Raw genomic sequence first — 25,996 nt, forward strand, 5'->3', positions numbered from 1 at the left:
TCACGTGATCGTCCAGATGCACGTAGAGTGCGGTCAGAAGGGCGTCCAAGTCAGTCTTCACACACCGACCATGGACGCCCTTCGTCACGCCCGCAGCCGATCACCAAATTTCACATCAACGATCTAGCGGCGCTGGTGGCGGCCGGGGAACTCGCCGACCAGCACCTGCTTGGGCGTCACCCGCAGCACGTCGGAGTCGGCCCTGGCGATGCCGCGCACCTCGACCCAGAACCGTCGCTGCAGCGGATCCGTCGCGAACACCGCCACCCTCGGATCCTCCTCGATCGCATCCCAGGCCGCCGTCTCGGCGATCAGCCGCAGCTCGCCCGAGGAGGTCACGGACGCCACCGCGCCGGCGACCCGGGGGCCGAGCGAGTCGCCGTACGACAGGACGATGCTGCGCGCGTACGAGAAGGTCTGGCGCACCTCGGAGTTCAGCGCGACCGACGGCCCGGCGCCCACCGGCAGGTCGCACATGAGCAGCGAGGACCGCCACGGCCCCGGCCCGCCCCGCCACCAGGCCTGCAGCCCCCGCAACGCGAGCACCGCCGCCGCCGCGGCGAGTGCCCCGAGCCCGATCCGCCAGGCCCACGCCGCCCCCGCCGCACCCCCTGCCGTCCCGTCCACCGCGCCCGCCGCGCCCGCCGCGCCGAAGAGGCCGCCCGCCGCCCCCAGCAGCCCGCCCGCCGCGCAGGCCACGGCCGCCGGGACGACCAGCCAGAGCGCGGTGGCCAGCCACGGATCCACCTGGTGACGGTCCCCGCGCCGGGCGCGCAGGTAGCCGCGCACCATCGGGTACGGCACCGCCACCGCCGCCACCGCGGCCCTCGGCTCCACCACGAGCGCCCCCGCGACCAGCGTCACCAGCACCGACCAGGTCCTGCCGAGCACGATCCAGAGCATCACCCCGGCGTTGCGCCTGGCGGTCCGCTCGTCCGGCCGGGCGGGCTCGGTCGCGGCCAGCGCCCGCAGCGGGTGCCCGCGCCACGACTCGGTCAGCACGCGCACCGCGGCCAGCGCGGGCCAGCCCAGCACGAGGATGCCCGCCAGCCCGGCCCAGACGGGGTCGAGCAGGGACGGCAGCACCCGTACGGCTCCGAGGAGCAGCCAGGCGGCGAACCCGGCCACCGACAGGACGGCCGACACCACCGACACCCCCAGCCAGGGGTCCCGGCCGAACATCGCCCCTACGTACGGCCAGGCGCCGACCCGCCGCGCCTGCCGCACGGTGAGCGGGACCAGCAGGAGGAGCACGACGCAGCCGCCGAGCCTGGCCTCGGCGCCGCGGTCGAGGAGGAGCGCGCAAGCGGCGATGCCGAGGGTGGCCACGGCGAGCAGGAGGCGCACCTGGCGGGACCAGACCTCCAGCGCGCGCCTGGCCCGGCCGCTCTCGCGGGGGTCGAGCGGCCAGGCGGGGTCGTGGTGTGGCCGGGGCCGGTCCCAGCGCAGCAGCGCGAGGCCGAGGTTGACGCGGGCCTGCGGGTCGGCAGGGTCGATGGCGAGTGCGGCCCGGTAGGAACGTTCCGCCCGGGCGTGCTCGCCGCGCAGCAGCGCCAGGTCGCCCAGCATGATCTGGGGCGCGGGCTCCTCCGGGGCGAACTTCCTGGCCAGTTCGGCCTGCTCGACGGCCTGCGCCCAGCGTCCGGGCATGCGGCGCAGCACCGCGGCCAGGCGCAGCCGGGCCTGCCATGAGCCGCGGGCCAGCTCCACGGCCCGTTCTGCGGCGGGGGCGGCCTCGGCGTCGCGGCCCAGCCTTTCGTGCGCGAGGCTGATGAGCCGGTGCGCCCATTCGGAGCCGGGGTCGAGGTCGGCGGCGCGGCGGGCGGCGTCCAGCGCGGATTCGGGGCGGCCCGCGCTCAGCCTGGCGAGGGCCTCTTCGCACCATTCACGGGAGGACCGGTCGGGATGGTTGCCTTTGGTGCCACTTTCATCGGTCCCCACGCGTCCCATGATCGGCGGGCGAACCATTGTTGGATAGATACCGACATATGGCTGTATCTCTCTAGAGAGGTGTGCGGTGACCGTGGATCGGCCGATACCGCTATCACAACCCCCCGGCATGGCCTAAGCTGCCACGCAAGCCGGGAGCGCCGGAGCCAGGCCGCGGAGCTCGAAAGGAGCGCAGGGCGAGCCGTGGTCCCGCCGCCGCCGACCACCAGCACGTGCGGGCCCTGTGAACCGGATCGGCCTGCGAGGAGGCCCATGACCGTCACACAGGCCGCATCCTTCGTACGCACCGCCGACCGGAACCCCCAGGACCATCGCTGGTCCATTCTCGTGCTGCTCTGCCTGAGCCTGCTGCTGATCACGGTCGACGCCACCGTCCTGCACATCGCGGTGCCCGCGCTCACGGCCGCGCTCGAACCCTCCGCGGTGCAACTGCTGTGGATCATCGACGTCTACTCGCTGGTGGTCGCGCCGCTGCTGATCATGTTCGGCACGCTCGGCGACAAGTACGGCCGCAAGCGGCTGGTCCTGTGGGGCTTCGTGCTGTTCGGCCTCGCCTCGGCCGCCGCCGCGTTCGCCCCGACGCCGCTGACCCTGATTCTGGCCAGAGCCCTGCTCGGCGTCGGCGGCGCGATGATCATGCCGGCCACGCTCTCGCTCATCCGCCAGGTGTTCACCGACCGGCGCGAGCGCGCCATCGCCCTGGGCGTCTGGAGCGCCGTCGCGGCGGCGGGCGCCGCCGTCGGGCCGCTCGTCGGCGGCGTACTCGTCGGCTTCTGGTGGGGCGCGGTGTTCCTCATCAACGTGCCGATCCTGCTGGTGCTGCTGCCCGCCGCGATCCGCCTGCTGCCCGAGTCGGGCGAGCGCCGCGACAGGCCATGGGACGCGGTCAGCGCCGTCCTGTCGGTGGCCGGCATCCTGGCTCTGGCGTTCGGGCTCAAGGAGGCGGGCTCCGGCAGCCTGATGCCGTTCTGGGCGTCGGTCGCGGTGTTCCTGGCCGGGCTGGCGCTGCTGGTGGCGTTCGTCCGGCGGCAGACCCGGCTGCCCGCGCCGTTCCTGGAGATCGGCCTGTTCAGGCGGCGCGAGTTCACCACCGGCGTCGCGGGCGTGCTGCTCGGCGTGTTCGCGCTGGTGGGCCTGCAGCTCATGCTCGCCCAGTACCTGCAGCTCGTCCTGGGCGACAGCCCCGTGCGCGCGGCGCTGCGGATGCTGCCCCTGGTCCTGTCGGCCGTCACCGGCGGCCTGGCCGCCGCGCACATCCTGCCCAGGGTCGGCATGCGGGCCACCATGAGCGGCGGCCTGGCGCTCGTTGCGCTGGCCCTGACCCCCACGCTGACCTGGGGCGTCGAAGGACATCCCGTGATGCTGGCGGTCTGCTTCGTGGGCATCGGGTTCGGCGTGCAGGTGGCGCTGCTGGCCGCGTCCGACACCATCATGGCCGCCGCCCCCGAGTCCCAGGCGGGCGGCGCGGCGGCCATCGAGGAGACCGCGTACGAGCTGGGGGCCGGCCTGGGCGTGGCCGTGCTCGGCACGATCACCACGATCGTGTACGCCCCCGGCCTGCCGTCCGTGCCCGGCGTGCCCGAGGGCGGCATGGACAAGGCCAGGCAGTCGCTGGCCGCCGCCGCGCACGTCGCGGACGAGGTCGGCGGCTCGGCCGGCGGCGCGCTGCTCGACGCCGCCCGATGGGCCTTCGTCAACGCCCTGCACACGACCGTGGTCGTGAGCGTCGTCCTGCTCAGCCTGACCGCCGTGGTGGTGGCCATGCTGCTCAGCCGTGATTGAGGTGTGCCATGTCCCGATTAGGGCAGACAACTACCGTGAAACAGGTCCTCCGTGATGTTGCCGCTTTAGTCGCCCGCCTCGGGGTGGGCGGTATCTTCTTCGCCAACGGGTGGACCAAGCTGGAAGACGGGCTGAAGATCACCGGGGCCAAGTTCGCGGAGCAAGGCGCGCCCGCGCCCGGCGCCTGGGCCACGGTCACCATGCTCGCCGAGCTGATCGGCGGCGCGCTGCTCATCGCCGGCCTCGCCGTCTCCACGACGGGGCTGATCCTCTTCGCCGAGGCGCTCGCGGTCTTCCTGGTCGCCCCGCCGCTCAACCCCATCACCATGAACGAGCTGATCCTGCTCGGCGCCGCCTCGCTCCTGCTCGCCGTCGTCGGCGCGGGACGCATCTCGGTGGACCACATGGTCGTGATCCGGCGGAGGGAATCGGAGGCGGCGAGCGAGTTCGCCGCCGACACCGAGGCCGACCAGGTCATCGCCTCGCTCAGGGAGCCGGACAAACCCGAGGAGCCCAAGCCGGAGCCGTCCCCGATGGAGGACACGGCGCCGCACCCCCGGCCCAGGACGCAGGCGCCCGAGCCCAAGCAGGCCGAGGAGCCCGCACCCGCTCCCGGCGACACGCTGGTGGCGGGCAGGAAGAAGCCGCAGCCCCGTACGCGCCGCACCGCGACCAGCACGGAGACCGACTAGCACGGGTCGGGGCGAATCCCCGGATCTTGCCCCGATCCCTCGCTACACTCCACGACTCATGACGCCGGCGCTCAGCGCGGCGGCCCTGCCGCCCGGCCTGCCCGAACCCACGCGGCCGCCGCTGGGGGGGCGGCTTCACCCGGTGCATGTCCTGACGGCCCGGTGCATATCCTGACGGCCCGGTGCATATCCTGACGGCACGGCGAGCATGGAGCAGCGATGGCGGGCAGGGCGCGGGCGACGGTGCGTGATGTCGCGGCCGAGACGGGGCTGTCGATCGCCACCGTCTCCCGGGTGCTCAACGGCCAGGCCAACGTCGCCCCGCACACCCGCGAGCTGGTGCTGCGGGCGGTCGGCCGGCTCGGCGACCAGGCGCCCAGGCCGCGCGCCACGCCCGACGCGACGACGGGGGCGGTGTACGTGCGCTGCCCGTACGTGCTGACCGACTACTTCGGGCTGATCGTCTCCTCGGTGGGGGAGACGATCGAGCTGCACGGCAGGCAGATGATCCTCGGCGCGGGGGAGGCGGCGCAGCGCACCGCGGTGCTGCCGGGGCTGCCCGACCGGCCGGGGGTGGCGGGCGCGATCCTCATCCTGCCGCCCGAGCCGGGCGAGGAGCTGGTACGCCTGCGCGACCGCGGCTTCCCGTTCGTCGTGATCGACCCGCGCACGCCGCCCCCGAAGGACATCGTGGCCGTGTCGGCCGCGCACTTCGCGGGGGGCCGCAAGCTGATGGCGCACGTGGTGGAGCTGGGCCACCGGCGGGTCGGGATCATCGGCGGCCCGGTCAAGTGGCTGCCCAGCGAGGCCAGGCTGGCCGGCTACACCGCCTCGCTGGCCGACGCCGGGGTGCTGCCCGCGCCCGAGCTGCTGCGCAACGTGCCGGAGCCGAACATCGAGCACGGCTACCTGGCGGCCCGCGAGCTGCTCGGCCTGCCGGACCGGCCTACGGCGCTGGTGGCGTTCAACGACAAGATGGCGGTCGGGGCGCTGCGCGCGGCGGCGGAGCGCGGGCTGAACGTGCCTGGCGACCTGTCGGTGGCGGGCTTCGACGACATCGACGTCAGCAGGGCGGCCTCGCCCGCGCTGACCACCGTGCGTCAGCCGCTGGAGGAGATGGGCCGGATGGCGGTCACCCTGCTGATGCGGCTGCTCAGCAGGCACACGCTGGAGGCGCTGCACGTCTCGCTCGGCACGGAGCTGGTCGTACGCGGCTCCACGGGCCCCGCCCCGCGCTGATCCGTTTCATTTGTTACATCGGTTGACTCGCCGGTTTGACTCGTGCTCTGCTGCTCAATGCAAGGCAGTGTTACACGATTTGTTTCATTTGTTCCAAGGGCATTACCCCCCGGCCCTGAGAGGACCCTGCCGTGTCCAGAATCCTTCTGGCGCTAGCCTGCGCGCTCGCCCTGGTCGCCGCCGCGCCCCTGCCGGCCGCCGCCGCGAACGAGCCCGTGAACGTCTGGCTCACCACCACCTCCGACTCAGGCGGGCGCACCGTCACCCGCGGCCTCGCCCAGCAGACCCCCATCGCCTTCGGCCCCACCGGAGGCACCGCGAACCACACGATCACCGTCAACGAGGGCACCACGTACCAGCAGTTCGAGGGCGGCGGCGCGTCCATCACCGACACCACCGCCCACCTGCTGCGCGGCGGCGCCGTCAGCGCCGCCACCCGCGACGCCGTCATGCGCAGGCTGTTCCACCCCGCGGACGGCATCGGGCTGTCCTTCGTGCGCAACCCGATCGGCGCCTCCGACCTGTCGCGGCCCGGCATGGTCTCGCTCGACGACACCTGCTGCGACCTGAACGACTTCGGCGCCAACGGCTACGACACGAACGTGCGCCTGCTCACCGTCCAGGCCAAGCAGCTCAACCCGGCCCTGCGGGTCAAGGGCGTGCCGTGGAGCGCGCCCGGCTGGATGAAGGACAACGGCCGGATGGACCAGATGGGCTGGCTCAAGTGGGAGCACTACGCCACCTACGCCCAGTACCTGGTCAAGTACGTGCAGAGCTACCAGGCCGCCGGCGTGCCCGTGAACTACGTCTCCGTCCAGAACGAGCCCAACTGCTGCCAGGCGTCCAACCCGACCGCCATGAACTACCCCGGCATGTCGTGGAACGCCTCCGGCCTGATCGAGCTCACCAAGAACTTCGTCTACCCCGCCTTCCGCGCCGCCGGCCTCACCACCAAGGTGCTCGTCCACGACTGGAACTACGGCGACTACGCGCAGATCGGCCAGCCCATCCTGGCCGACGCCACGCTCAGGAACGACCCCCTGTTCGGCGGCATCGCCTGGCACGGCTACTTCGGCGACCCCGCCGTCGGCACCCAGGTGCACAACCAGTACCCGTCGGTCAGGCAGTTCAGCACCGAGCACTCGGGCGGCACCTGGATCGCCAACCAGCACAACGAGGACATGGCCGACATCGTCACCTACGCCCGCAACTGGAGCGGCAGCCTGGTCAAGTGGAGCCTGGCGCTCAACCAGAACATGGGCCCGCACAACGGCGGCTGCGGGACCTGCACCGGCCTGATCACCGTGCAGGAGGGCGGCTCCCGCGCAGGCCAGGTCGACTACACGATCGAGTACTACACGACCGGCCACCTGACCAAGTTCGTCAAGCCGGGCGCGTACCGCATCGACTCCACCGCCAACGCCACGATCCAGAACGTCGCCTACCGCAACCCGGACGGCTCCAAGGCGCTGATCGCCCACAACGGCGGCGCCTCCGCCCAGTCCGTCAGGGTCAACTGGGGCGGCCAGTCCTTCGTGTACACGCTGCCCGCCCGCACCACGGCCACCTTCACCTGGTCGGGCACGACGTCCACGCCGGTGGGCGGCCAGATCACCGGGCTGGCCGGCAAATGCGTGGACGTGGCGGGCGGCAGCGCCGCCGACGGCGCCGCCGTGCAGCTCCACACCTGCAACGGCACCGCCGCCCAGCAGTGGACCCGCCCCGGCGACGGCACGCTGCGCGCGCTCGGCAAGTGCCTCGACGTGCGCGACCACGGCACCGCCGACGGCAGCCAGCTCCAGCTCTGGTCCTGTACGGGCGCCGCCAACCAGCAGTGGACCCACACCTCGGCCCGCGACCTGGTGAACCCGGCGGCGAACAAGTGCGCCGACGTCACCGGCAACACCAGCGCCGACGGCACCCGCCTGCAGCTCTGGACGTGCACGGGCGCCGCCAACCAGAAGTGGACCCTGTCCTAGGGAAAGGGGGCCCGGCTCACATCTCGGCGGTGAGCCGGGCCACCGTCCGCATCTTGTTCATCGCGTCCAGCGCCGCCACCTTGTACGACTCCGCCAGCGTCGGATAGTTGAACACCGCGTTGACCAGGTAGTCGATCGTCCCGCCGCAGCCCATGACGGTCTGCCCGATGTGCACCAGCTCCGTCGCCTGCGTCCCGAACACGTGCACGCCCAGCAGCCGCCGGTCCTCCGACGACACCAGCAGCTTGAGCATCCCGTACGAGTCGCCGATGATCTGTCCCCTGGCCAGCTCCCTGTAGCGCGAGATGCCCACCTCGAACGGCACCTTGTCGCGGGTCAGCTCGTCCTCCGACCGCCCGACGAAGCTGATCTCGGGGATGGTGTAGATGCCGATCGGCGGCAGCTCGTGCAGGTCTCCGGCGGGCTCGCCGCACGCGTGCTGCGCGGCCAGCCGCCCCTGCTCCATCGAGGTGGCCGCCAGCGCGGGGAAGCCGATCACGTCGCCCACGGCGTAGATGTGCGGCACCTCGGTGGCGTAGTTCTCGTCCACCTTGATCCGGCCCCTGTCGTCGGCGGCCAGGCCGGCCGCCTCCAGGTTCAGCTCGGCGGTCTTGCCCTGGCGGCCCGCCGAGTACATGACGCAGTCGGCGGGGATCTTCTTGCCGCTCTCCAGCAGGGTCAGCGCGCCGCGCGGGCGGCGCTCGACGGCCGCCACGTTCTCGCCGAACCTGAAGGTCACCGCCAGGTCGCGCAGATGGTACTTGAGCGCCTCGACGATCTCCAGGTCGCAGAACTCCAGCATGCGCTCGCGCCGCTCCACCACCGTCACCTTGGTGCCGAGGGCGGCGAACATGGAGGCGTACTCGATGCCGATCACCCCGGCCCCCACGACGACCAGCGTCTCGGGCACCTTGTCGAGGTGCAGGATGGCGTCGGAGTCGATCACCGTCCTGTCGTCGAACTCGACGCTGGACGGGCGGGCGGGGGAGGTGCCCGTGGCGATCACGATCTTGTCGGCCGTGACCTTCTTCTCCTCGTCGCCGGTGATCCCGATCGTGTGCTCGTCGAGGAAGCGGCCGGTGCCCTGCAGCACCGTCACGTGGTTGCGGGCGAGCTGGCTGCGGATCACCTGGATCTCGCGGCCGATCACGTGCTGGGTGCGCATCCCCAGGTCCGCCACCGTGATCTCGTCCTTGACGCGGTAGCTGGCGCCGTACAGCTCCCGCTGGTTGAGCCCTGTCAGATACAGGACGGCCTCGCGCAGGGTCTTCGACGGGATCGTGCCCGTGTTGATGCAGACGCCGCCGAGCATGTGCCGTTTCTCGACCACCGCGACGCGCCTGCCGAGTTTCGCCGCCGCAATCGCGGCCTTCTGACCACCTGGTCCCGAGCCGAGGACCACAACATCAAAGTCCGCCACACCGTCCAGTCTGCGGGCGGCGTGTTACCGGGGAAAGACCCGTCTGGGAGACTCCGGAGTATGTTGCGCAGATTCACGCAAGTCGACGTGTTCGCCGGCGGCCGGCCGTACACGGGAAACGCGCTGGCGGTCGTGATCGACGGCGACGGGCTGAGCACGGAGGAGATGCGGCGCTTCGCCCGCTGGACGAACCTGTCGGAGACCACCTTCCTGCTGCCGCCGACCACGCCCGAGGCCGACTACCGGGTACGGATCTTCACCCCAGACACCGAGCTGCCCTTCGCCGGGCACCCCACGCTCGGCTCCTGCCACGCCTGGCTGGCGGCCGGGGGACGGCCGCGCCAGGAGGGCCGCGTCGTGCAGGAGTGCGACGCCGGGCTCGTCCCCGTGGACGCCACGGACGCCGGGCTCGCCTTCCAGGCGCCGCCGCTGATCCGCTCGGGGCCGGTGGAGGAGGAGTTCCTCGACCGGATCGTCGCCTCGCTCGGCATCACCCGGGACGACGTCGTGGACGCCGAGTGGGCCGACAACGGGCCCGGCTGGGTCGGCCTGCTGCTCAAGGACGCCGACTCCGTCCTCGCGCTGCGGCCCGGCACGGTGCCGCACGACATCGGCGTGGTGGGGCCGCACCCCGAGGGGTCGCCGTGCGCGTTCGAGGTGCGGGCGTTCTTCCCCCTGCAGGGCGCCACCGTGGAGGACCCGGTCACGGGCAGCCTGAACGCCTCCCTCGCGCAGTGGCTGCTGCGCACGGGACGGACCAAGGCGCCGTACGTGGCGGCGCAGGGGACGGCGATCGGGCGGGAGGGCCGCGTGCACATCACGGTCGGCGAGGACGAGGCCGTCTGGGTGGGCGGCGACGTGATCACCTGCGTCACGGGCCACGTGGAGTTGTAACCCGCATTGCCTGCCTTATGGTCGCGTGGTGAACCGTACCTCCTCGCCCGGCCTGAGCTGGGCGATGACCGGCAGGTCGGCCTCGGGGACGACGCCGATCACCGGGTAGCCGCCGGTCGGCGGGTGGTCGGCCAGGAACACGATCGGCTGCCCGCTCGGCGGCACCTGCACGGCTCCGGTCACCATGCCCTCGCTGGGCAGCTCGCCGTCCTTGGCCCGCTCCAGTCGCGGTCCGCGCAGGCGCACGCCGACGCGGTTGCTGTCGGGCGTCACCTGGTACGGCCGCGCGCACAGCTCCGCCATCGCCTCCGGCACGAACCAGTCGTCGCGCGGCCCCGGCAGCACGCGCACCACGGCGGGCCGGGGGCCTGGCGGCGGCGCGAGATCCACGGAGATCACCCCCTCGGGCCGCCCGACCGGCAGCAGCGTGCCCGCGCGCAGCGGCTCGGGCCCCAGCCCCGACAGCGAGTCGGTGGAACGGCTGCCGAGCACCGGCTCGACCGCGATCCCGCCGCGCACCGCCACATACGTCCGCAACCCCCACCTCGGCGCCCCCAGCCGCAGCTCACCACCCGCAGGCACCCAGAACGGCGCACCCATCCCCACGGCGCGCCTTCCGGACGCCTCGGTCAGGTCCAGGGCGGGCGTGCTGGACGCCTCGGTCACGCCCAGGGCGGGCGTGCTGGACGCCTCGGTCACGCCCAGGGCGGGCGTGCTGGACGCCTCCGTCACGCCCAGGGCGCGGGCGGCGGGCGACTCCCGCATGCCCACCGCGCGAGCGTCGGATGTCCTGGGCGTGCCCACGGCGCGCGCGCCGGACGTCTCGACCGACGCCGCCACCAGGGGCGCCCCGGTCAGCGCCGCCCAGGCCCCGTCGTGGAAGCGCAGCCGCGCCCCGCCGAAGGTCAGCTCGATCCCGGCCAGCGTCTCGCCGTTGCCGACCAGCCGGTTGGCCAGCCGCAGGCTCGGCGCGTCGGCCGCCCCCGACCGCGGCACCCCCAGATGGGCGTGACCGGGCCTGCCCAGATCCTGGACCGTCGCGTACGGCCCCGGCGTCACGACCTCGATCATGCCGCCTCGAACCGCACACGCATGCCGGGCCGGAACAACGACGGCGGATCGCCGGCCACGTCCCACACCCGCGAGGCCGTCCGGCCGATGAGCCGCCACCCGCCCGGCGAAGCCGCCGGGTACACCGCCGAGTACGGCCCCGCCACCGCCACCGACCCGGCGGGCACCGAGGTGCGCGGCGTCTCCAGCCGCGGCGTGTGAAGCACAGGGTCGAGCCCGGTCAGGTAGGCGAACCCGGGCGCGAACCCCAGCCACCCCACCACCAGCTCCCGCCCGGTGTGCCGCTCGACCACCTCGGCGGCGGAGATCCCCGCCAGCTCCGCCACGGCATCGAGATCGGCCCCGTCATAGACGACGGGAATCGTCACCAGCGGCTGCTCCTCGCCGGCCCCGGCGACGACCTGGTCACGTTCCCTGCGGGCGACCTGCTCCAGCCGCGCCAGCAGCCGCGCCTGGTCCACCCCGGGAGCCACCACGAGCACCGTCTCAGGCCCCGGCACGATCTCCACGACCCCGTCGGGCCGCTCGGCCCGCAGCGCCGCGTCGAGCCGGTGCGACAGCTCCAGCGACCCGGTCTCCACGAGCAGCGCGTGCTCCCCTGCCGTCCTGATCACGCGAACGCCTGAAGGACCACTCCGGCCGCCAGCAGCGTGTCACGCACCCCCTGCGCCAGCCTGACCGCGTCAGGCGTGTCGCCGTGAACGCAGATGGAACGAGCCGCGATCGGCACGGAACTTCCGTCAGCGGCCGTCACAGAGCCTTCCACGGCCATCTGGCACGCGCGGGCGGACACCGTGGCGGCGTCGTGGATGACCGCGCCCCGCTCCCTGCGCGGCACCAGCATGCCCTGCGGCGTGTACGCGCGGTCGGCGAACGCCTCGCTCACCGTCGGCACGCCCTCGGCCGCCGCCACCTTGTGCACCACGGAGCCGGGCAGCGTGAGGACCGGCAGCGAGGGGTCGTAGTCGGCCACCGCCTCGATCACCGCCGCCGCCTGCTGCTCGTCGCGGCAGATCCGATTGTACAGCGCGCCGTGCGGCTTGACGTAGGCCACCCGGCCGCCCATCGCCCTGGCGATGCCGTCGACCGCCGCGAGCTGGTAGAGCACCTCGGCGCACAGCTCCTCCGGCTCGACGTCCATCTCCCTGCGCCCGAAGTGGGCCAGATCCCGGTAGGACACCTGCGCGCCGATCGCCACGCCCCGGTCGACGGCCGCGGCGCACGTGCGTCTGATCGTCACCGGGTCGCCCGCGTGGAAGCCGCACGCCACGTTGGCGCTCGTGACGATGTCGAGCAGGGCGAGGTCCTCGCCCAGCTTCCAGATGCCGAAGCCCTCGCCGAGGTCCGCGTTGAGGTCGATCACCATGCGTCCATCATGGCGGTTGTCCCTGCCTCGGCGCGACGAACAGCGTCTGAGTGGCCGTGCCGATCTCACCTGCCACGTCGTACAAAGTGGAACGAGTCAGGCCCCGGCCGGACGGGCCGATGACGGTCTCCGCGTCCATGCAGACCCATTCGCCCACCGGCGCGCGGAACAGCGAGATCGTCAGGTCCACGTTGACGAACACGTGGGTGTCGAAGCCGAGGGCGAGGCTGACGCCGTTGCCGCTGTCGGCGAACACCGCCACCCGCTCCACCGGCGTCGTGTCCTCGCCCTCGACCAGCGGCATCGTGAGCCTGCCCCAGACCGTGGCGGGGCCCAGCTCCAGGGGGCCGCCGGTGACGAAGCGCCAGTCGAGCGCCCTGCCGTACCCGAAGCCGGACTGCAGCCACGAGCGCGCGTGCTCCTCCTCGCGCGGCGGGAGCGGCGGCGCCTCCCGGACCTGCGTGGGCGGGGTGTCGGCCTCGCGGATGCGCCACGCGGTGGCCCTGACGAACTCCCTGCCGCCGGACGACACGCTCGCCGACAGGCACTGCACCCGCTTGCCGTCGCGTACGACCTCCGTCGCCACCTCCAGCTCGGCCACGGGCACCGGCGCGAACACGTCCACCACCAGCCTGGACAGCTCCAGCCCCGGGCGGGGCGCGGTGCGCGCCAGCTCGTGCGCGACCAGCGCGGTGACCGGGCCCAGATGCTGGGTGCGCGGGTCCCACGGGCCCTGCGTGTGCTCCGAGGCGAGGTAACGGCCCTCGCTCAGCCGCTCGTACATCGCCATTTTTCAGAACTCGTCCGGGATGTCGGCGATGTCGTCGAGGGCGGCGGCCAGCTCCTCCGGATCGCCGCCGATCCGCTCGGCGATCTCGATCAGCACGTGCAGCACGTCGTGGCGGTCGTGCCCCAGGTCGAGCAGGCGCTGCGCCGCCTCCCAGAGCTGCGGCGGATCGCCGTCCCACAGCCTCGTCGCGATCTCCTCGTGCCAGGCCAGGTGCTCCTGGTCGATCGCGCCGCCGTGGTCGATCTCGAGTAACGTGCGCCGGTCGGCCTGGTCGGCCGGGTCGAGCTTGTCGAGGTCGATGCCGTTGTGCGTGCCCTGCAGGTAGGGGAACGCGAAGGCCCGCCTGGCCAGCGCCGACAGGTCGCCGTCCGGCAGCAGCCGCTCCAGCAGCGGCCGGTCGAGCCCGAACGACGTCGGGTCGCGGTAGGCCTCGGGGAACTTGCCCGTCGCCTCCCACACCGCGTCGAGCGTGGCCTTCAGCCCCTGCTCGGGCAGCCCCGAGCGGTGGGCGGCGAAGCGCACCCACGCCGACAGCACGTGCGGCATCGCCTCCTGCTCGGCCACGCTCAGCATCACCTTGCGCGGCAGCCAGTCGAGCAGGAACGTCTCGCACTTGGTCGGGCTGACCCGCAGCGGCCGGTTGAAGTCCTGCTCGCAGCCGTAGTCGATGATGTGGTCGGCGCAGCGCGAGGCCGCCGACGGGTCGGACAGGTGCTCGGCCGCGTCGGACGCCAGGAACTCCGCCGCCAGCATGGCCCGCCGCTCCCTGCTGTACGGGGCCTCGATGTGCAGCGGCGCGGGCCGCTTACGCCCTGGCGGCAGCGCCTTGAGCCGGGCGCGGGCGAAGGCGTGGTAGGCGCTGTAGCTCTCGCTCACCGGCGGCGGCGTCTTCGGCTCCCTGGTGGCCTTCATCGCCGACTCCAGCAGCGCCCTGGCCTGCTCGGGCTGGATCTCCTCGAACAGCAGCAGCGGGTTGCCCGCCGCCTCGGCCCTGGCCTGCTCCAGCAGCTTGTCGACCTGGGAGGACACCCAGGCGTCGCGGGCCATGCCGCTCATGTTGTAGTCGACCACCATGACCATCGCGTGGCGGTCGATCGGCTGCTCGCTGTCGTTCCAGCGGTAGGCGAACGTGCAGATGACCGTGTCCTGGTCGCCGTAGGCGTCGCGGGAGACGTAGCAGCCGGCCGGCTTGACCGCGCCCACCCGGTCGGCCCAGCCCGGCCTGGCCACGCCCGACTCCATCATCGCCAGCGCCGCGCCCTCGGCCTTGGCGCCCTGCCGGGCCGTGCCGAGATAGGCCAGGCAGATCAGCAACGTCAGCGAGGCCGGCGTGCCGGCCTTGGCCGCGTAGTCGACCAGCCCCTCACCGAGCACCTGCTCGACGTCGCCGCCCCTGACCCGCCTGCCCCACCAGGCTCCGATCATGTCGGAGACCATCAGCTCCGCGTCGAGAGGGGTGCGTACGGCCAGCAGCTCGCGAGCCGCCTGCACCATCTCCTTGAACACGTCGTCTGGCGGGGTGCTCTCCCGGGGATCTCGTCGGTGTCGGCGCACGCCCTCACTCTCTCGTATTCCAGGCGCTGACGGTGCGGAGAACACGGCCTGGTGACCCCGATGTTATCGGGGAAGGCGCTTTCTGCGGGCACGCGGAGCGTCCACCCGCCTTGTCCCGCATCCCCCTGATGTCCCTAGCGGAGGGCCCGGGGCGGAGGCGCGGAGTTCACGATCGCGAGCAGGTGCTCGCGGGCGATGCGTTCCACGATCTCGGGCGTGGCGGAGATGCCCAGATGCTGTGCGCACGCGCACACGTCGGCCACGCAGCGGTCGATCGTGTCCACGGGTACGGTCAGGAACTCTTCGGCCAGCCTGAGACTGACCGGCTCCCGCAGGAACCGTGTGGCCAGAGCGAGCATAGAAGTGAGATTCCTCTGGAACCCCAGGGGCAAACCCCCAGGAATGTCAGCAGGGCGACTTGCGCTCTCATTTCACCTTTTCTCCGGCCCGTGTCAAGGCTCCGCGACGTCTGTGTTCACTTCACCCGGCGAGCTTTCATGCGAAGCTGTCTTCATGCGCATCCAGCTCGCCCAGCGGAGCGAGGCAGACGAGCTCCTCGGCCGCAGCCCGCTCGCCCTGCTCGTCGGCATGCTGCTCGACCAGCAGATCCCGATGGAGTGGGCGTTCACGGGGCCCTACACGATCTCCCAGCGGCTCGGGCGCGACCTGACGGCACAGGAGATCGCCTCCTACGACCCCGAGGCGTTCGTCGCGCTGCTGGCGGAGAAACCGGCCGTGCACCGCTACCCCAAGTCCATGGCGGGCCGGGTGCAGCAGCTCGCGGCCTACCTCGTCGAGCACTACGACGGGCAGCCGGAGAAGATCTGGGCCGGCGTCGCCGACGGCAAAGAGTTGTTGAAACGACTCATGGCCCTGCCGGGATACGGCAAGCAGAAGGCCCAGATCTTTTTGGCATTGCTGGGCAAGCAGCTGGGGGTCCAGCCGTCAGGCTGGCGTGAGGCGGCCGGGCTCTACGGCGAGGAGGGTTCGCACCGGTCGGTCGCCGACGTGGTCGACGCCGACAGCCTGAGCCTCGTGCGGGCCACCAAGCAGGAGGCCAAGCAGGCGGCGAAGAGCCGGTAGGGGCAGTAGCCTGACGGGCGTCCGCCACGGCGATCCGGGCCCGGCGATGTGACGCTGTAACCTGATCTTGCTGCGCAACGTGGAGCGACTTTGACAGGATGCGTAGACCCTAGAGTCGACCGGGCCACGGCGGGGGCTTCCGTCCGTACCTGCCCATCGTCGATGATGTACTGCAGGATCCGGTCGCCCGGAGCTGCGCTACGCCGATACACAGTTATGGAGATGTGCCGCGTGGGAGACCCTGGCACGCGACGGAGGTGCGGACCATGAGCGCCGAGACCTCCGTTCCCCGTCCCCGGGAGTCGGATGTGGACATCTCAGACTCCGCCCTCTTCAAGGGCATGTTGTCGGAGGCAGAGTTCGCCTTCGCCTTCTTCGACGCCGACAGCCGCGTCCAGCGGGTCAACGACGTGTTCAGCGATGTCGTCAACGTACCCGCGGAGCGCATGGTGGGCCGCCAGCCCGTCGAGGTGCTGGCCGCCGACCTCAGTCAGATCATCACCCACGCCGTGCAGGCCGTCATCGAGACCGACGCCCCGGTGACCGAGGGCCGCGTGCGGGTGCGCTCCGCAGAGGGCGACACCCGGCACTGGTCGCTGTCGTTCTCGCCGGTCCACGACGACGCGGGCGAGCTGCGCGCCGTCGCGCTGGTCGGCCTCGACGTGACCGAGAGCCGCCAGACCGAGGAGGCGCTGCGCCGCAGCGAGGAGCGCTACCGCTCGCTGGTCGAGGCGCAGTCCCAGCTCGTCTGGATCACCTCGCCCACCGGCGCGGTCGTCGAGGACGCCCCGCAGTGGCGCGCGATCACCGGTCAGGGCCTGGAGGAGTACCTCGCCAGCGGCTGGCTGGAGGTCGTGCACCCCGAGGAGCGCCAGCAGACCGAGGAGGCGTGGCGCGAGGCGCTGCGCGGCCGCACCATGTTCGAGTGGAACTACCGCGTGCGCACCCGCGCCAGCGGTTACCGCCACTTCGAGGTGCGGGCCGTGCCGATCATCCGCCACGGCAGGGTGGTCGAGTGGGTCGGCGCCAACACCGACGTCACGCCGCAGCGCGAGGCCGAGGAGATGCGCGGCAGGCTGACCGACCAGCTCGGCGCCGCCGCCCTGCGCACCGCCCGGCTGCAGGGCGCCACCGCGATGCTCGCGGAGGCGCTCACGGTCGAGCAGGTCGTGCAGGTCATCATCGACGTGGGCCGCACCGCCCTGGCCGCCGACCGCTCGGCGGTAGCGCTGCTCGACACCGACCGCGCCGCGCTCAAGCTGATCAACGGCGAGGGCATCCTGGAGGCCTCGGGGGCGACGGGCGACGAGATCCCGCTGTCCCACTCCAACGTGATGACCATGGCCGTCAACAGCCGCCGGCCCGTGTTCGCCGAGTCGCCCGAGTCGCTCAAGGCCCAGCTCCTGGAGGCGGGCGGCGACGAGGAGGTGCTGGCGGGCTTCCTGGCGCACGGCGACGAGCGGGCCTGGGTGGGCCTGCCGCTGCTGGCCGCAGGCCGCGCCTTGGGAGCGCTCCGATTCTCCTTCACCAGGCCGCAGAAGATCTCTCAGGAGGACGGCGTCTTCCTGGAGGCGCTGGCCGGCCAGTGCGCGCTGGCCGTGGAGCGGGCCACGCTCTTCGAGCGTGAGCACCGCACCGCCGAGACGCTGCAGCGCAGCCTGCTGCCCGACCGCCTGCCGGTGGTCAAGGGCCTGGTGCTGGCCCAGCGCTTCCGCTCGGGCAGCCGCCACGTGCAGGTCGGCGGCGACTGGTACGACGCTTTCGTGCTGCAGGACGGCCGGGTCGCGGCGGTCGTCGGCGACGTCATGGGCAAGGGCGTCAAGGCCGCGGCCGGAATGGGCCGCATCCGCAACGCCATGCGCGCCCTGGCGCTGACCAACCCGCCGCCCGCGGCCGTGCTCACCGGCCTCGACAGGGTCTTCGAGGCCACGGAGGAGGAAGAGCAGGTCACGACGCTGGCGTACATGGTGGTCGAGCCCGTCACCGGCGAGGGCACGCTGGCCCTGGCCGGTCACCCGCCACCCGTCCTGGTCTCTCCGCAGGGCACGGCGATCCTGTGCGACGCCGAGCCGGGCACTCCGCTAGGCTGGCCGACCAGCCGTCGGCAGTTCCGGTTCGTGGTGCCGCCCGGCCATACCGCCGTGCTCTACTCCGACGGTCTCGTCGAGAACCGGAAGCGAGGGCTGGACGCCGGGCTCGCAGAGCTTTGCAGTGTTGTGACCGAAGCGCCGCCTGAGGTGGTGAGTAGTCCTCACATGCTGCTGGACTTCCTGGTTGACCGGATGTTGTCTGGATATGAACAGGATGATGACGTTACCGCGCTAGCAATTCACGTCCCACCAGCCACGAAGAGTGACTGAATGAAACAGTCATAACGGTTGCTTTCGGGTATCAGTGCCCCGCTTACGTACGCACTACTGTCTCGGTCGGCCTAGGGTGGAGGTCAACCGCCGGGAGGTGGCCGTATGGAGTGCGGGGTCGTGCCACAATGCTGTGCAGGTCCGTCGCGGTCCGCACGGCCTCACCGATCTCCGAGAGAGGCAACAGCCCCCCAGCGGGCATCTGGGTCCATTGTCGCCACGCGTTCGTTCGAGAGGTGTTCGTGTCGCCTGCAAGTTCGACTCGCTCGAAGCCACAAGAGCTGAACGAGCCCGTCATTCAGCGACTGCTCGAGCGTGGGCGCTCGCAGGGTTTCCTCGAGTCTGAGGATGTCCGTCAGGCCTTCGAGGAGGCGGACATCCCCATGTCGCACGCCGCCGCGTTCTTGCGGAACCTCAGCAAAGAGGGCGTGACCGTGGTGGTGACCGCCGCGGATTCGGCTGCGCCGAAGAAGTCTCGTGGTCCAGCAAAGCGCCGCACCGCCGCCCCCGTCAAGACCAAGACGGCGGCGGCCGCCAAAGAGCAGCAGCCCGAGACCGTGACCGCGGTCGTGGGCACCGCTGAAGCCGAGCCGGCCGCCAAGAAGGCGGCCCCTGCCAAGAAGGCCGCTCCGGCGGCGAAGAAGGCCGCGGCACCCGCCGCCGCCAAGAAGGCCGAGCAGAAGAACGCTGGGCCTGCCGAGACCAAGCCGAAGGCGACCGACGCCCCGCGGGGCGAGTCGGACGACGACGAGGACATCGAGCTCGACGGCGACGTGGAGCTGGAGGACCTCGAGGACATCGACGTCGAGGAGATCGTCGCCGAGGACGAGTCCGAGTCCGAGGGCGACTCCGACGACGACGACTCCGAAGAGGAGCCCAAGGCCGCCGACGTGGCCGCGGTGCAGAAGACCGAGGAAGAGGTCCTGATCCTCTCCGACGACGACGATGACGCTCCGGTGGCCCAGGTGGCCGCCGCCGGCGCCACCGCCGACCCGGTGAAGGACTACCTCAAGCAGATCGGCAAGGTCCCCCTGCTCAACGCCGAGCAGGAGGTCGAGCTGGCCAAGCGCATCGAGGCGGGCCTGTTCGCCGAGGAGCAGCTCGGCGGTGGCGAGACCGACAACCTGCCGGTCGACGTCAAGGCCGAGCTGGAGTGGATCGCCGAGGACGGCCGCCGGGCCAAGAACCACCTGCTGGAGGCCAACCTCCGGCTCGTGGTCTCGCTGGCCAAGCGCTACACCGGCCGCGGCATGCTCTTCCTCGACCTGATCCAGGAAGGCAACCTGGGTCTGATCAGGGCCGTCGAGAAGTTCGACTACACCAAGGGCTACAAGTTCTCCACCTACGCCACGTGGTGGATCCGGCAGGCGATCACGCGTGCCATGGCCGACCAGGCGCGGACCATCCGCATCCCGGTCCACATGGTCGAAGTGATCAACAAGCTGGCCCGCGTCCAGCGGCAGATGCTGCAGGACCTGGGCCGCGAGCCCACGCCGGAAGAGCTGGCCCGCGAGCTGGACATGACGCCCGAGAAGGTCGTCGAGGTCCAGAAGTACGGCCGCGAGCCCATCTCCCTGCACACCCCGCTGGGTGAGGAGGGCGACAGCGAGTTCGGTGACCTCATCGAGGACTCCGAGGCCATCGTGCCGGCCGACGCCGTCAGCTTCACGCTGCTGCAGGAGCAGCTGCACTCCGTTCTCGACACGTTGTCGGAACGCGAAGCGGGCGTCGTGTCGATGCGGTTCGGCCTCACCGATGGTCAGCCGAAGACGCTGGACGAGATCGGCAAGGTTTACGGGGTCACCCGTGAGCGCATCCGCCAGATCGAGTCGAAGACCATGTCCAAGCTGCGCCACCCGTCGCGGTCCCAGGTTCTGCGTGACTACCTGGACTGATACGGCACGCTCCGCTTGATCCGCACGCCCCGCCGGGAGTTTCCGGTGGGGCGTTCGGTTTTTCCGGCGGGGCGCTTGTGAGGCGGCGAGCGGTGTTCCGGCGGCGTGTGGCTCGCGGTGTTTCCGGCGGAGCGCGCGCGGTGTTTCCTGGCTGGTGCTGGTGCTGGTGCTGGTGCTGGTGCTGGTGCTGGTGCTGGTGCTGGTGCTGGTGCTGTGCCGTGCCTGGCCGGACGCGGGAATTGCGCTGGACAGGCGGGCCGGTCAGGCGGGGTCCGTCAGACGGGGTGGGCACAGGTGGGGTGGGTCGGCTCAGGTGGGGTCGGTGACGTGCACGTCCAGGGTCCAGGGGCGGGTGGGGCGCGCGGGCTCGGCCAGGTCCACCGTGTAGCCGAGGGCGTCCAGGATCTTGGCCAGCTCGTCGGGGCTCTCCGGAGCCGTCTCCTGGCGGAGCAGGGCACGCGCGATCTCGCCCCGGGTGGCCTTGGCCATGTGGCTGACGACCTTGCCGTCGCGGAAGACCCGTACCGTGACCGACCGTGAGCCGGGCTGCCACGCGCCCGCGTACGTGGCCGAGCGCAGATCCACCACCAGCCCCGCAATCCCGTCCAGTTCCTTGGTCACCTTGGGCCGCCAGAAGGCGGCCAGCCCGCCGAGCGGCGGCAGATTGACCCCCATGGAGAGCCGGTAAGGCGGAATGAGGTCTGTGATTTTCACCACACCCCACAGCCCCGAAAAGATCAGCACCGACTCCTCGGCCCGCTTCCGCGACGCCTCATCCAGAGTCTCCAGGCCGAGATTGTCGTAGAGCACGCCGGTGTAGAGCGCGGCGGCGGGCAGCGTGGGGGCGCTCTTCAGTGCCGCGTTCTTGGCCAGCTCGCCCGCCAGCCCCGGCGTCAGCCCGAGCACGTCGAGGGCGTCCCGGCGCTTGGAGGCGCGGACCAGCGCGTTCAGCACCCGCGTGCGGTGCTTGCCGAGAGCGGGGAACGACAGCTCGCCCACGGGAGGCCCGCTGCCCTCCGCGGCCTTGCCCTCGGACGGCGGCAACAGAATCAACACAGCCCCATACCCTATTGGCCCAGGCCAGCGCCCTACCCGGCGGACCCCGGCCGGCCTTGGGGCGGTTAACCTGCCGGGATGGATTTCGACCGTCTCGTCCATGAGACCTGGCCCGCGTACGAGCAGCAGCCCCACGACGGGTGGGTGTTCCGCCACGCCGGCGGGGTGACGAAGCGCGCCAACTCCGTGCTCGCCACCCGCCCGCCCGCCGACCTGGACGGCGCCATCCGCGCCGCGGAGGCGTTCTACGGCGCGCGCGGGCAGCGCTGCGTCTTCTCGGTCGGCACCTCGGCGCCCGCCGGGCTGGACGAGGAGCTGGAGCGCCGCGGGTACGACCTGGTGGACCCCACCCTCGTGATGACCGGCCGGCCCAAGGGCGAGCCCGCACCTGGGGTCCGGATCGCCGAGGGGCCGTGGGAGGAATGGCTGGAGGCCTGGTGGGCCGTGGACGGGCGGTACGGCACCGGCCTGGAGGAGGCCGCGCGGATCTGCGCCGGGGTGCCCGCCTGGTACGCGGCGTACGAGGAGGACGGGGCGGTGCTGGCCGTCGGGCGGGGCGTTCCGCAGGGCGACACGCTGGGGATCTACTGCATGGCCACGCTGCCTCAGGCGCGGCGGCGGGGGCTGGCGCGGGTGGTGCTGCGGGCCCTGGTGGAGCGGGCCGGGGAGGCGATCACGTCCGCCTATCTGGTGGTGACGGCGGGGAACGTGGCGGCTCAGGCGCTCTATCGCGGTGAGGGGTTCGAGGTCGCGGGCCGGTACCACTACCGGGTGCGATGAGCTGGGGAGGCGCCGCGACACGCCCGGGCGTGCGTTTCACCTCGAATAAGCAGAACGGCGGCCCCGAGGTGTCTCGGGGTCGCCGTTCTGATCATGCAATATGTGGTTATGTCATCACGACCAGCGCGGGTCAGCGCTCGTCGTTGGGGGCAATGGTTGGGGTTTCGCTGAGTCGAGCCGACTCGTCCAGGATGTCGGCACCCTTTTCGCGCAACGCTGCAATGTGCTGACGCCCATGGTGGGCGCAGAACAGCAGCTCCCCACCTACAGGCAGGGTCGCGCGAATGTAGGCCTGGGCGCCGCAGCGGTCGCAGCGGTCGAGGGCCGTCAGCGGCTTAACGGGGGCGAGAGCTCCAGTCACGTATCGCCTTTCGGGTCACCCCCGCCGAAGCGAGGATCTGGCGTCAGTCACTTGGAACAACATCTAACCGGACCTGGACGTTCCCAACCGCCCCCCCGCTACGCCCAGAGCGGAATGTGTCCCAAAGTAATGACGATCAGCCGGTTGGTAACGGCAAACGTGACGCCATGGCAAGCTTGTACGCGCGCGTAGGGGAAGAACGGTAGGCTACGCACACGTGTTCGATGCCTAGACCAGGGGAGCTGGAGTGACGCTTGTGGAGGCGGGTTACACGGCTCGTCACCTCTCGGTGCTTGAGGGCCTGGAGGCCGTGCGGAAACGCCCGGGCATGTACATCGGGTCCACCGACAGTCGCGGGCTCATGCACTGCCTCTGGGAGATCGTGGACAACGGCGTCGACGAGGCGCTTGCCGGTCACTGCGACCGGATCGAGGTGGAGCTCTACGCGGACGGGTCCATCGAGGTCCGCGACAACGGCCGGGGCATCCCGGTCGACGTCCACCCCAAGACCGGCCTGACCGGGGTGGAGCTCGTCTACACCAAGCTGCACGCGGGCGGGAAGTTCGGCGGCGGCTCCTACGGGGCCTCCGGCGGCCTGCACGGCGTGGGCGCGTCCGTGGTCAACGCGCTGTCCTCGCGCCTCGACGTGTGGGTCGACCACGGCGGGGTGGTGCACGAGATCAGCTTCCGCCGCGGCGTCACCGGCGTCTTCGACGGCGAGGGGCCGGCGGCCAAGTTCAAGAAGAAGTCCGGCCTGCGGCTGGGCGCCAAGATCCCCAAGACCGTCACCGGCACCCGGGTGCGGTTCTGGGCCGACACGCAGATCTTCCTGCCCGACGCCGAGGTCTCGCTCGACGAGATCCACGTGCGGCTGCGGCAGACCGCGTTCCTGGTGCCCGGCCTGACCCTGGCCGTCTACGACAGCAGGCACGAGGAGCGCATCGAGGAGGAGTTCCGCTTCGAGGGCGGCATCTCCGAGTTCGCCGAGTTCCTGGCCCGCGACGAGCCCGTCTGCGACGTGCTGCGCATGCAGGGCGTCGGCCACTTCCACGAGACGGTGCCCGTCCTCGACGACCAGGGCCACATGACGCCCACCGAGGTGCAGCGCGAGCTGAGCGTCGACGTGGCGGTCCGCTGGGGCAAGGGCTACGAGTCCACGGTCCGCTCGTTCGTCAACGTGATCGCCACCCCCAAGGGCGGCACTCACCTGACCGGCTTCGAGCGCGGCCTCGTCCGCACGATCAACGAGCTGCTGCGCGAGACCCGCCTGCTCAAGAACGGCGACGACCCCGTCACCAAGGACGACATCTCAGAAGGCCTGACCGGCGTGGTCACCGTCCGGGTGCCGGAGCCGCAGTTCGAGGGGCAGACCAAGGAGGTGCTCGGCACCTCCGCGGCCACCCGCATCGTCTCCCACGTCGTCTCGCGGGAGCTCAAGGAGCTGTTCACCAACCCGCCGCGCGGCTACAAGCAGCCGCTGCGGGCGGTGCTGGAGAAGATCGTCGCCGCCGCCAAGGCCCGCATCGCGGCCCGCGAGCACCGCGACAACCAGCGCCGCAAGAGCGCACTGGAGAACTCCGCGCTCCCCGCCAAGCTCGTCGACTGCCGCAGCGACGACCTCGACCGCAGCGAGCTGTTCATCGTCGAGGGAGACTCCGCCCTCGGCACGGCCAAGCTCGCCCGCGACTCCGAGTTCCAGGCGCTGCTGCCGATCCGCGGCAAGATCCTCAACGTGCAGAAGGCGTCCGTGAGCGACATGCTCAAGAACGCCGAGTGCGCCGCGATCATCCAGGTCGTCGGCGCCGGCTCGGGGCGCTCCTTCGACATCGAGGCCGCCCGCTACGGCAAGGTCATCCTGATGGCCGACGCCGACGTCGACGGCGCCCACATCCGCTGCCTGCTGCTCACCCTGTTCCACCGCTACATGCGGCCCATGGTGGAGGCGGGGCGCGTGTTCGCCGCCGTGCCGCCGCTGCACCGCATCGAGCTGACCAACCCGGGGCGGGGCAAGGAGAAGTACATCTACTGCTACTCCGACGCCGAGCTGCAGAAGGTGCTGCGCGACCTGGAGCGGCGGGGCAAGCGGTGGAAGGACCCGGTGCAGCGGTACAAGGGTCTGGGTGAGATGGATGCCGATCAGCTCGCGGAGACCACGATGGATCCGCGGCACCGCATTCTGCGGAGGGTGCGGATCGAGGACGCCGAAGGGGCTGAGGGGATCTTCAACCTGCTGATGGGGAGTGAGGTCGCGCCTCGGCGGGAGTTCATCGTCAGCAGTGCGGCTGAGGTGGACCGGGATCACATCGACGCCTGAGCCCGACTTGGTCCAGGGCTACGCCTGCGTGGAGCCTTGGGTGGCCTGCGCAGGCTGAGCGCGGGGTGGTGTTGGCGCGGCGGTGCGAGCCGGTGCTTGGCGCCTTGTTGGCGTGGACGCGCTGCCTGGCGCGCGGCGGGCTTGGCGCGCGGCGGGCTTGGGCTGACGCGGGCCTGGCGCGGCGGCGTGCAGCGTTGTGGGGTTCCTGCGGTTCTGTGGCGCCTCTGTGGCGCTGTGGTGCCTCGTGAGCGGGCGTGCGCCCCTTCCTGCCCTTCCTGTACGCCCTGCCCCATCTCGTACGCGCTGAGGCCTCTGAGCGCGTCCCGGCCCAGAACGCGCCGATGCCCCGGCACGCGGCGCGGCAGGGGCATCGGGACGGAACGGGGAGACTCAGTGGTCGGAAGGGGACAGCCTGCCTGAGCGGACGTCGTAGATGGCGCCGCTCACCGGCATCCCCTGCGGCAGGAACGGGGACGTCCTGATCCTGGTCAGGTCGTGCTTGAGCGCCTCGTCCTGATCCGGGACGGTGTGGAAGTCCAGGCTGCGCGTGTCGATGCCGCGCTCACCCGCCAGCCTGTGTACGTCCGCGTCCGTGGCCTTGGCCATGCCGCAGTCGGTGTGGGGCATGACGAGGACCCGGTCGACGCCCAGCAGGACGACGGCCAGTACGAGCGTGCGGAGCACGTCGTCCGTCACGCGGGCGCCGGCGTTGCGCAGGATCTTGGCGTCGCCGGGCTTCAGTCCGAGGAGTCCCAGCGGGTCGATGCGGGAGTCCATGCAGGTCACAACGGCGAGGCCGCGCGCGGCCCGGCCCGTCAGGCCGGAGTCGCCGAACGTCTCGGCGAACTTCGCGTTGGCGGCATACAGGTCGTCGAACGCACTCATGTCACAAATCTTCTCTCATGCCGCAATTTTCGCGATGGCGGGGTGGCGACAGGCTGGACTTGGCAAACCTCCCACGAATGGCCTTCACTTTGAGTGATGATGTCGTAGCCGTACGTACGTGACCCAAGAAGGTTTGTCGTGAGTAGGTCAGAATCGCTCGCCGTGTACCTCCGCGCCCAGGCCCGGCGCCGCCTCGATCGCGTGGAGACCAGGGATGACGGCCGTAACGCCAGGTCCGCCCTGGCTCTGCTCGATGCCGCCGCCTATGCGGGTGGTCTTCCCGAAGACGACCCGCTGATCCTCATGCTGGATCAGGCCGGGTGTTTCGGGCCGCTGGGGTGTGAGGGGTTCGATCCGGGGGAGGCGGGCAACAAGCTGATCCGGCAGTGGGAGGGCGGGGAGCCGCACGACCTGCTGCTCGCCCTGCCCGCCGCCATCGCCGCCGCGACCTAAGGCATTGAGACACGGCCTCAGGGCGTGCTCGGGGTCGTGACCTCGGGCGTGCGCGGGGTGGTGACGCGATCG

General features: G+C 71.3%; 22 protein-coding genes. 11 read left to right on the top strand and 11 right to left on the bottom strand.

Features of this window, described 5'->3' with window-relative positions:
- Window positions 1-123: 123 nt before the first annotated feature.
- Window positions 124-1,950, bottom strand: coding sequence for a CHAT domain-containing protein (locus tag ABD331_RS54650; RefSeq protein ID WP_425566273.1), 1,827 nt, complete (start codon window positions 1,948-1,950; stop codon window positions 124-126).
- A gap of 252 nt (window positions 1,951-2,202) precedes the next feature.
- Between ABD331_RS54650 and ABD331_RS54655 the strand changes: the two genes are divergently transcribed.
- The 4 genes from ABD331_RS54655 to ABD331_RS54670 all read left to right on the top strand — a co-directional run bounded on the left by ABD331_RS54655 (window position 2,203) and on the right by ABD331_RS54670 (window position 7,642).
- A complete protein-coding gene (locus tag ABD331_RS54655) occupies window positions 2,203-3,732 on the top strand; it encodes an MFS transporter (RefSeq protein ID WP_344494420.1) in 1,530 nt (509 codons plus the stop codon).
- A 35-nt stretch (window positions 3,733-3,767) separates the two neighbouring features.
- Window positions 3,768-4,424: a DoxX family protein gene (locus tag ABD331_RS54660; protein WP_344494422.1), complete on the top strand. Its 657-nt coding sequence runs from the start codon at window positions 3,768-3,770 to the stop codon at window positions 4,422-4,424.
- A 219-nt stretch (window positions 4,425-4,643) separates the two neighbouring features.
- Window positions 4,644-5,663: a LacI family DNA-binding transcriptional regulator gene (locus ABD331_RS54665; protein WP_344494424.1), complete on the top strand. Its 1,020-nt coding sequence runs from the start codon at window positions 4,644-4,646 to the stop codon at window positions 5,661-5,663.
- A gap of 131 nt (window positions 5,664-5,794) precedes the next feature.
- Window positions 5,795-7,642, top strand: a complete 1,848-nt coding sequence (locus ABD331_RS54670; RefSeq protein WP_344494426.1) for a ricin-type beta-trefoil lectin domain protein — start codon at window positions 5,795-5,797, stop codon at window positions 7,640-7,642.
- Between the two features lie 16 nt (window positions 7,643-7,658).
- On the opposite strand, the gene sthA is transcribed toward ABD331_RS54670, so the two are convergent.
- A complete protein-coding gene (gene sthA, locus ABD331_RS54675; protein ID WP_344494428.1) occupies window positions 7,659-9,062 on the bottom strand; it encodes a Si-specific NAD(P)(+) transhydrogenase in 1,404 nt (467 codons plus the stop codon).
- Between the two features lie 60 nt (window positions 9,063-9,122).
- Here sthA and ABD331_RS54680 point away from each other — a divergent pair, with 60 nt between their 5' ends.
- Window positions 9,123-9,956 carry a PhzF family phenazine biosynthesis protein gene (locus ABD331_RS54680; protein ID WP_344494430.1) on the top strand — a complete coding sequence of 278 codons (834 nt, stop codon included), beginning with the start codon at window positions 9,123-9,125 and terminating at the stop codon, window positions 9,954-9,956.
- Window positions 9,957-9,971: 15 nt separating this feature from the next.
- Here the strand turns inward: ABD331_RS54680 and ABD331_RS54685 are convergent, their stop codons facing one another.
- From ABD331_RS54685 to ABD331_RS54710, 6 genes are all read right to left on the bottom strand, one after another.
- Window positions 9,972-11,027 carry a 5-oxoprolinase subunit C family protein gene (locus tag ABD331_RS54685; protein ID WP_344494432.1) on the bottom strand — a complete coding sequence of 352 codons (1,056 nt, stop codon included), beginning with the start codon at window positions 11,025-11,027 and terminating at the stop codon, window positions 9,972-9,974.
- Entirely contained in the window at window positions 11,024-11,641 is a 618-nt protein-coding gene (locus ABD331_RS54690; RefSeq protein ID WP_344494434.1) for a 5-oxoprolinase subunit B family protein, read from the bottom strand. Before ABD331_RS54690 ends, ABD331_RS54685 begins: the two co-directional genes overlap by 4 nt.
- Complete coding sequence (locus tag ABD331_RS54695) at window positions 11,638-12,393, bottom strand: LamB/YcsF family protein (protein ID WP_344494436.1); 756 nt, start codon at window positions 12,391-12,393, stop codon at window positions 11,638-11,640. The genes ABD331_RS54690 and ABD331_RS54695 overlap by 4 nt, the downstream gene beginning before the upstream one ends.
- Before the next feature lie 7 nt (window positions 12,394-12,400).
- Entirely contained in the window at window positions 12,401-13,183 is a 783-nt protein-coding gene (locus ABD331_RS54700) for a thioesterase family protein (protein ID WP_344494438.1), read from the bottom strand.
- 3 nt (window positions 13,184-13,186) lie between these two features.
- Complete coding sequence (locus ABD331_RS54705; protein ID WP_344494548.1) at window positions 13,187-14,677, bottom strand: hypothetical protein; 1,491 nt, start codon at window positions 14,675-14,677, stop codon at window positions 13,187-13,189.
- Between the two features lie 194 nt (window positions 14,678-14,871).
- Complete coding sequence (locus ABD331_RS54710) at window positions 14,872-15,096, bottom strand: hypothetical protein (RefSeq protein WP_344494440.1); 225 nt, start codon at window positions 15,094-15,096, stop codon at window positions 14,872-14,874.
- 154 nt (window positions 15,097-15,250) lie between these two features.
- Here ABD331_RS54710 and ABD331_RS54715 point away from each other — a divergent pair, with 154 nt between their 5' ends.
- From ABD331_RS54715 to ABD331_RS54725, 3 genes are all read left to right on the top strand, one after another.
- Window positions 15,251-15,820 (top strand): HhH-GPD-type base excision DNA repair protein, encoded by a 570-nt coding sequence (locus ABD331_RS54715; RefSeq protein WP_344494442.1) that lies wholly within the window; start codon window positions 15,251-15,253, stop codon window positions 15,818-15,820.
- A gap of 266 nt (window positions 15,821-16,086) precedes the next feature.
- Window positions 16,087-18,180, top strand: coding sequence for a SpoIIE family protein phosphatase (locus tag ABD331_RS54720; protein WP_148441339.1), 2,094 nt, complete (start codon window positions 16,087-16,089; stop codon window positions 18,178-18,180).
- Between the two features lie 242 nt (window positions 18,181-18,422).
- Window positions 18,423-20,075, top strand: coding sequence for an RNA polymerase sigma factor (locus ABD331_RS54725; RefSeq protein ID WP_344494445.1), 1,653 nt, complete (start codon window positions 18,423-18,425; stop codon window positions 20,073-20,075).
- Window positions 20,076-20,384: 309 nt separating this feature from the next.
- Here the strand turns inward: ABD331_RS54725 and ABD331_RS54730 are convergent, their stop codons facing one another.
- Window positions 20,385-21,131 (bottom strand): YaaA family protein, encoded by a 747-nt coding sequence (locus ABD331_RS54730; RefSeq protein WP_344494447.1) that lies wholly within the window; start codon window positions 21,129-21,131, stop codon window positions 20,385-20,387.
- 78 nt (window positions 21,132-21,209) lie between these two features.
- On the opposite strand from ABD331_RS54730, the gene ABD331_RS54735 reads away from it, so the two are divergent.
- The gene (locus ABD331_RS54735; protein ID WP_344494449.1) at window positions 21,210-21,911 is read left to right on the top strand and encodes a GNAT family N-acetyltransferase; all 702 of its coding nucleotides are present in this window, start codon (window positions 21,210-21,212) and stop codon (window positions 21,909-21,911) included.
- A 130-nt stretch (window positions 21,912-22,041) separates the two neighbouring features.
- Here the strand turns inward: ABD331_RS54735 and ABD331_RS54740 are convergent, their stop codons facing one another.
- Window positions 22,042-22,272, bottom strand: coding sequence for a DUF7455 domain-containing protein (locus ABD331_RS54740; protein WP_080046306.1), 231 nt, complete (start codon window positions 22,270-22,272; stop codon window positions 22,042-22,044).
- 247 nt (window positions 22,273-22,519) lie between these two features.
- On the opposite strand from ABD331_RS54740, the gene ABD331_RS54745 reads away from it, so the two are divergent.
- Window positions 22,520-24,586, top strand: a complete 2,067-nt coding sequence (locus ABD331_RS54745; RefSeq protein ID WP_344494453.1) for a DNA gyrase/topoisomerase IV subunit B — start codon at window positions 22,520-22,522, stop codon at window positions 24,584-24,586.
- A gap of 390 nt (window positions 24,587-24,976) precedes the next feature.
- Here ABD331_RS54745 and ABD331_RS54750 read toward each other — a convergent pair whose 3' ends face one another.
- On the bottom strand, window positions 24,977-25,471 hold the full coding sequence (locus ABD331_RS54750) for a beta-class carbonic anhydrase (protein WP_344494455.1): 495 nt from the start codon (window positions 25,469-25,471) through the stop codon (window positions 24,977-24,979).
- 138 nt (window positions 25,472-25,609) lie between these two features.
- Here ABD331_RS54750 and ABD331_RS54755 point away from each other — a divergent pair, with 138 nt between their 5' ends.
- Entirely contained in the window at window positions 25,610-25,924 is a 315-nt protein-coding gene (locus ABD331_RS54755; RefSeq protein ID WP_344494457.1) for a hypothetical protein, read from the top strand.
- The last annotated feature ends 72 nt before the right edge of the window (window positions 25,925-25,996 follow it).

Origin of the sequence: Nonomuraea monospora, from assembly GCF_039531895.1 — a bacterium.
Taxonomy (GTDB): domain Bacteria; phylum Actinomycetota; class Actinomycetes; order Streptosporangiales; family Streptosporangiaceae; genus Nonomuraea; species Nonomuraea monospora.

What these genes read in the sequence shown, in the direction of transcription:
- ABD331_RS54700 (WP_344494438.1), bottom strand. Translation starts at nt 13,183, where the DNA reads ATGGCGATGTACGAGCGGCTGAGCGAGGGCCGTTACCTCGCCTCGGAG.
- ABD331_RS54715 (WP_344494442.1), top strand. Translation starts at nt 15,251, where the DNA reads ATGCGCATCCAGCTCGCCCAGCGGAGCGAGGCAGACGAGCTCCTCGGC.
- ABD331_RS54750 (WP_344494455.1), bottom strand. Translation starts at nt 25,471, where the DNA reads ATGAGTGCGTTCGACGACCTGTATGCCGCCAACGCGAAGTTCGCCGAG.
- ABD331_RS54705 (WP_344494548.1), bottom strand. Translation starts at nt 14,677, where the DNA reads ATGGTGCAGGCGGCTCGCGAGCTGCTGGCCGTACGCACCCCTCTCGAC.
- ABD331_RS54735 (WP_344494449.1), top strand. Translation starts at nt 21,210, where the DNA reads ATGGATTTCGACCGTCTCGTCCATGAGACCTGGCCCGCGTACGAGCAG.
- ABD331_RS54695 (WP_344494436.1), bottom strand. Translation starts at nt 12,393, where the DNA reads ATGGTGATCGACCTCAACGCGGACCTCGGCGAGGGCTTCGGCATCTGG.
- ABD331_RS54685 (WP_344494432.1), bottom strand. Translation starts at nt 11,027, where the DNA reads ATGATCGAGGTCGTGACGCCGGGGCCGTACGCGACGGTCCAGGATCTG.
- ABD331_RS54650 (WP_425566273.1), bottom strand. Translation starts at nt 1,950, where the DNA reads ATGGGACGCGTGGGGACCGATGAAAGTGGCACCAAAGGCAACCATCCC.
- ABD331_RS54720 (WP_148441339.1), top strand. Translation starts at nt 16,087, where the DNA reads ATGAGCGCCGAGACCTCCGTTCCCCGTCCCCGGGAGTCGGATGTGGAC.
- ABD331_RS54665 (WP_344494424.1), top strand. Translation starts at nt 4,644, where the DNA reads ATGGCGGGCAGGGCGCGGGCGACGGTGCGTGATGTCGCGGCCGAGACG.
- ABD331_RS54710 (WP_344494440.1), bottom strand. Translation starts at nt 15,096, where the DNA reads ATGCTCGCTCTGGCCACACGGTTCCTGCGGGAGCCGGTCAGTCTCAGG.
- ABD331_RS54655 (WP_344494420.1), top strand. Translation starts at nt 2,203, where the DNA reads ATGACCGTCACACAGGCCGCATCCTTCGTACGCACCGCCGACCGGAAC.
- ABD331_RS54680 (WP_344494430.1), top strand. Translation starts at nt 9,123, where the DNA reads ATGTTGCGCAGATTCACGCAAGTCGACGTGTTCGCCGGCGGCCGGCCG.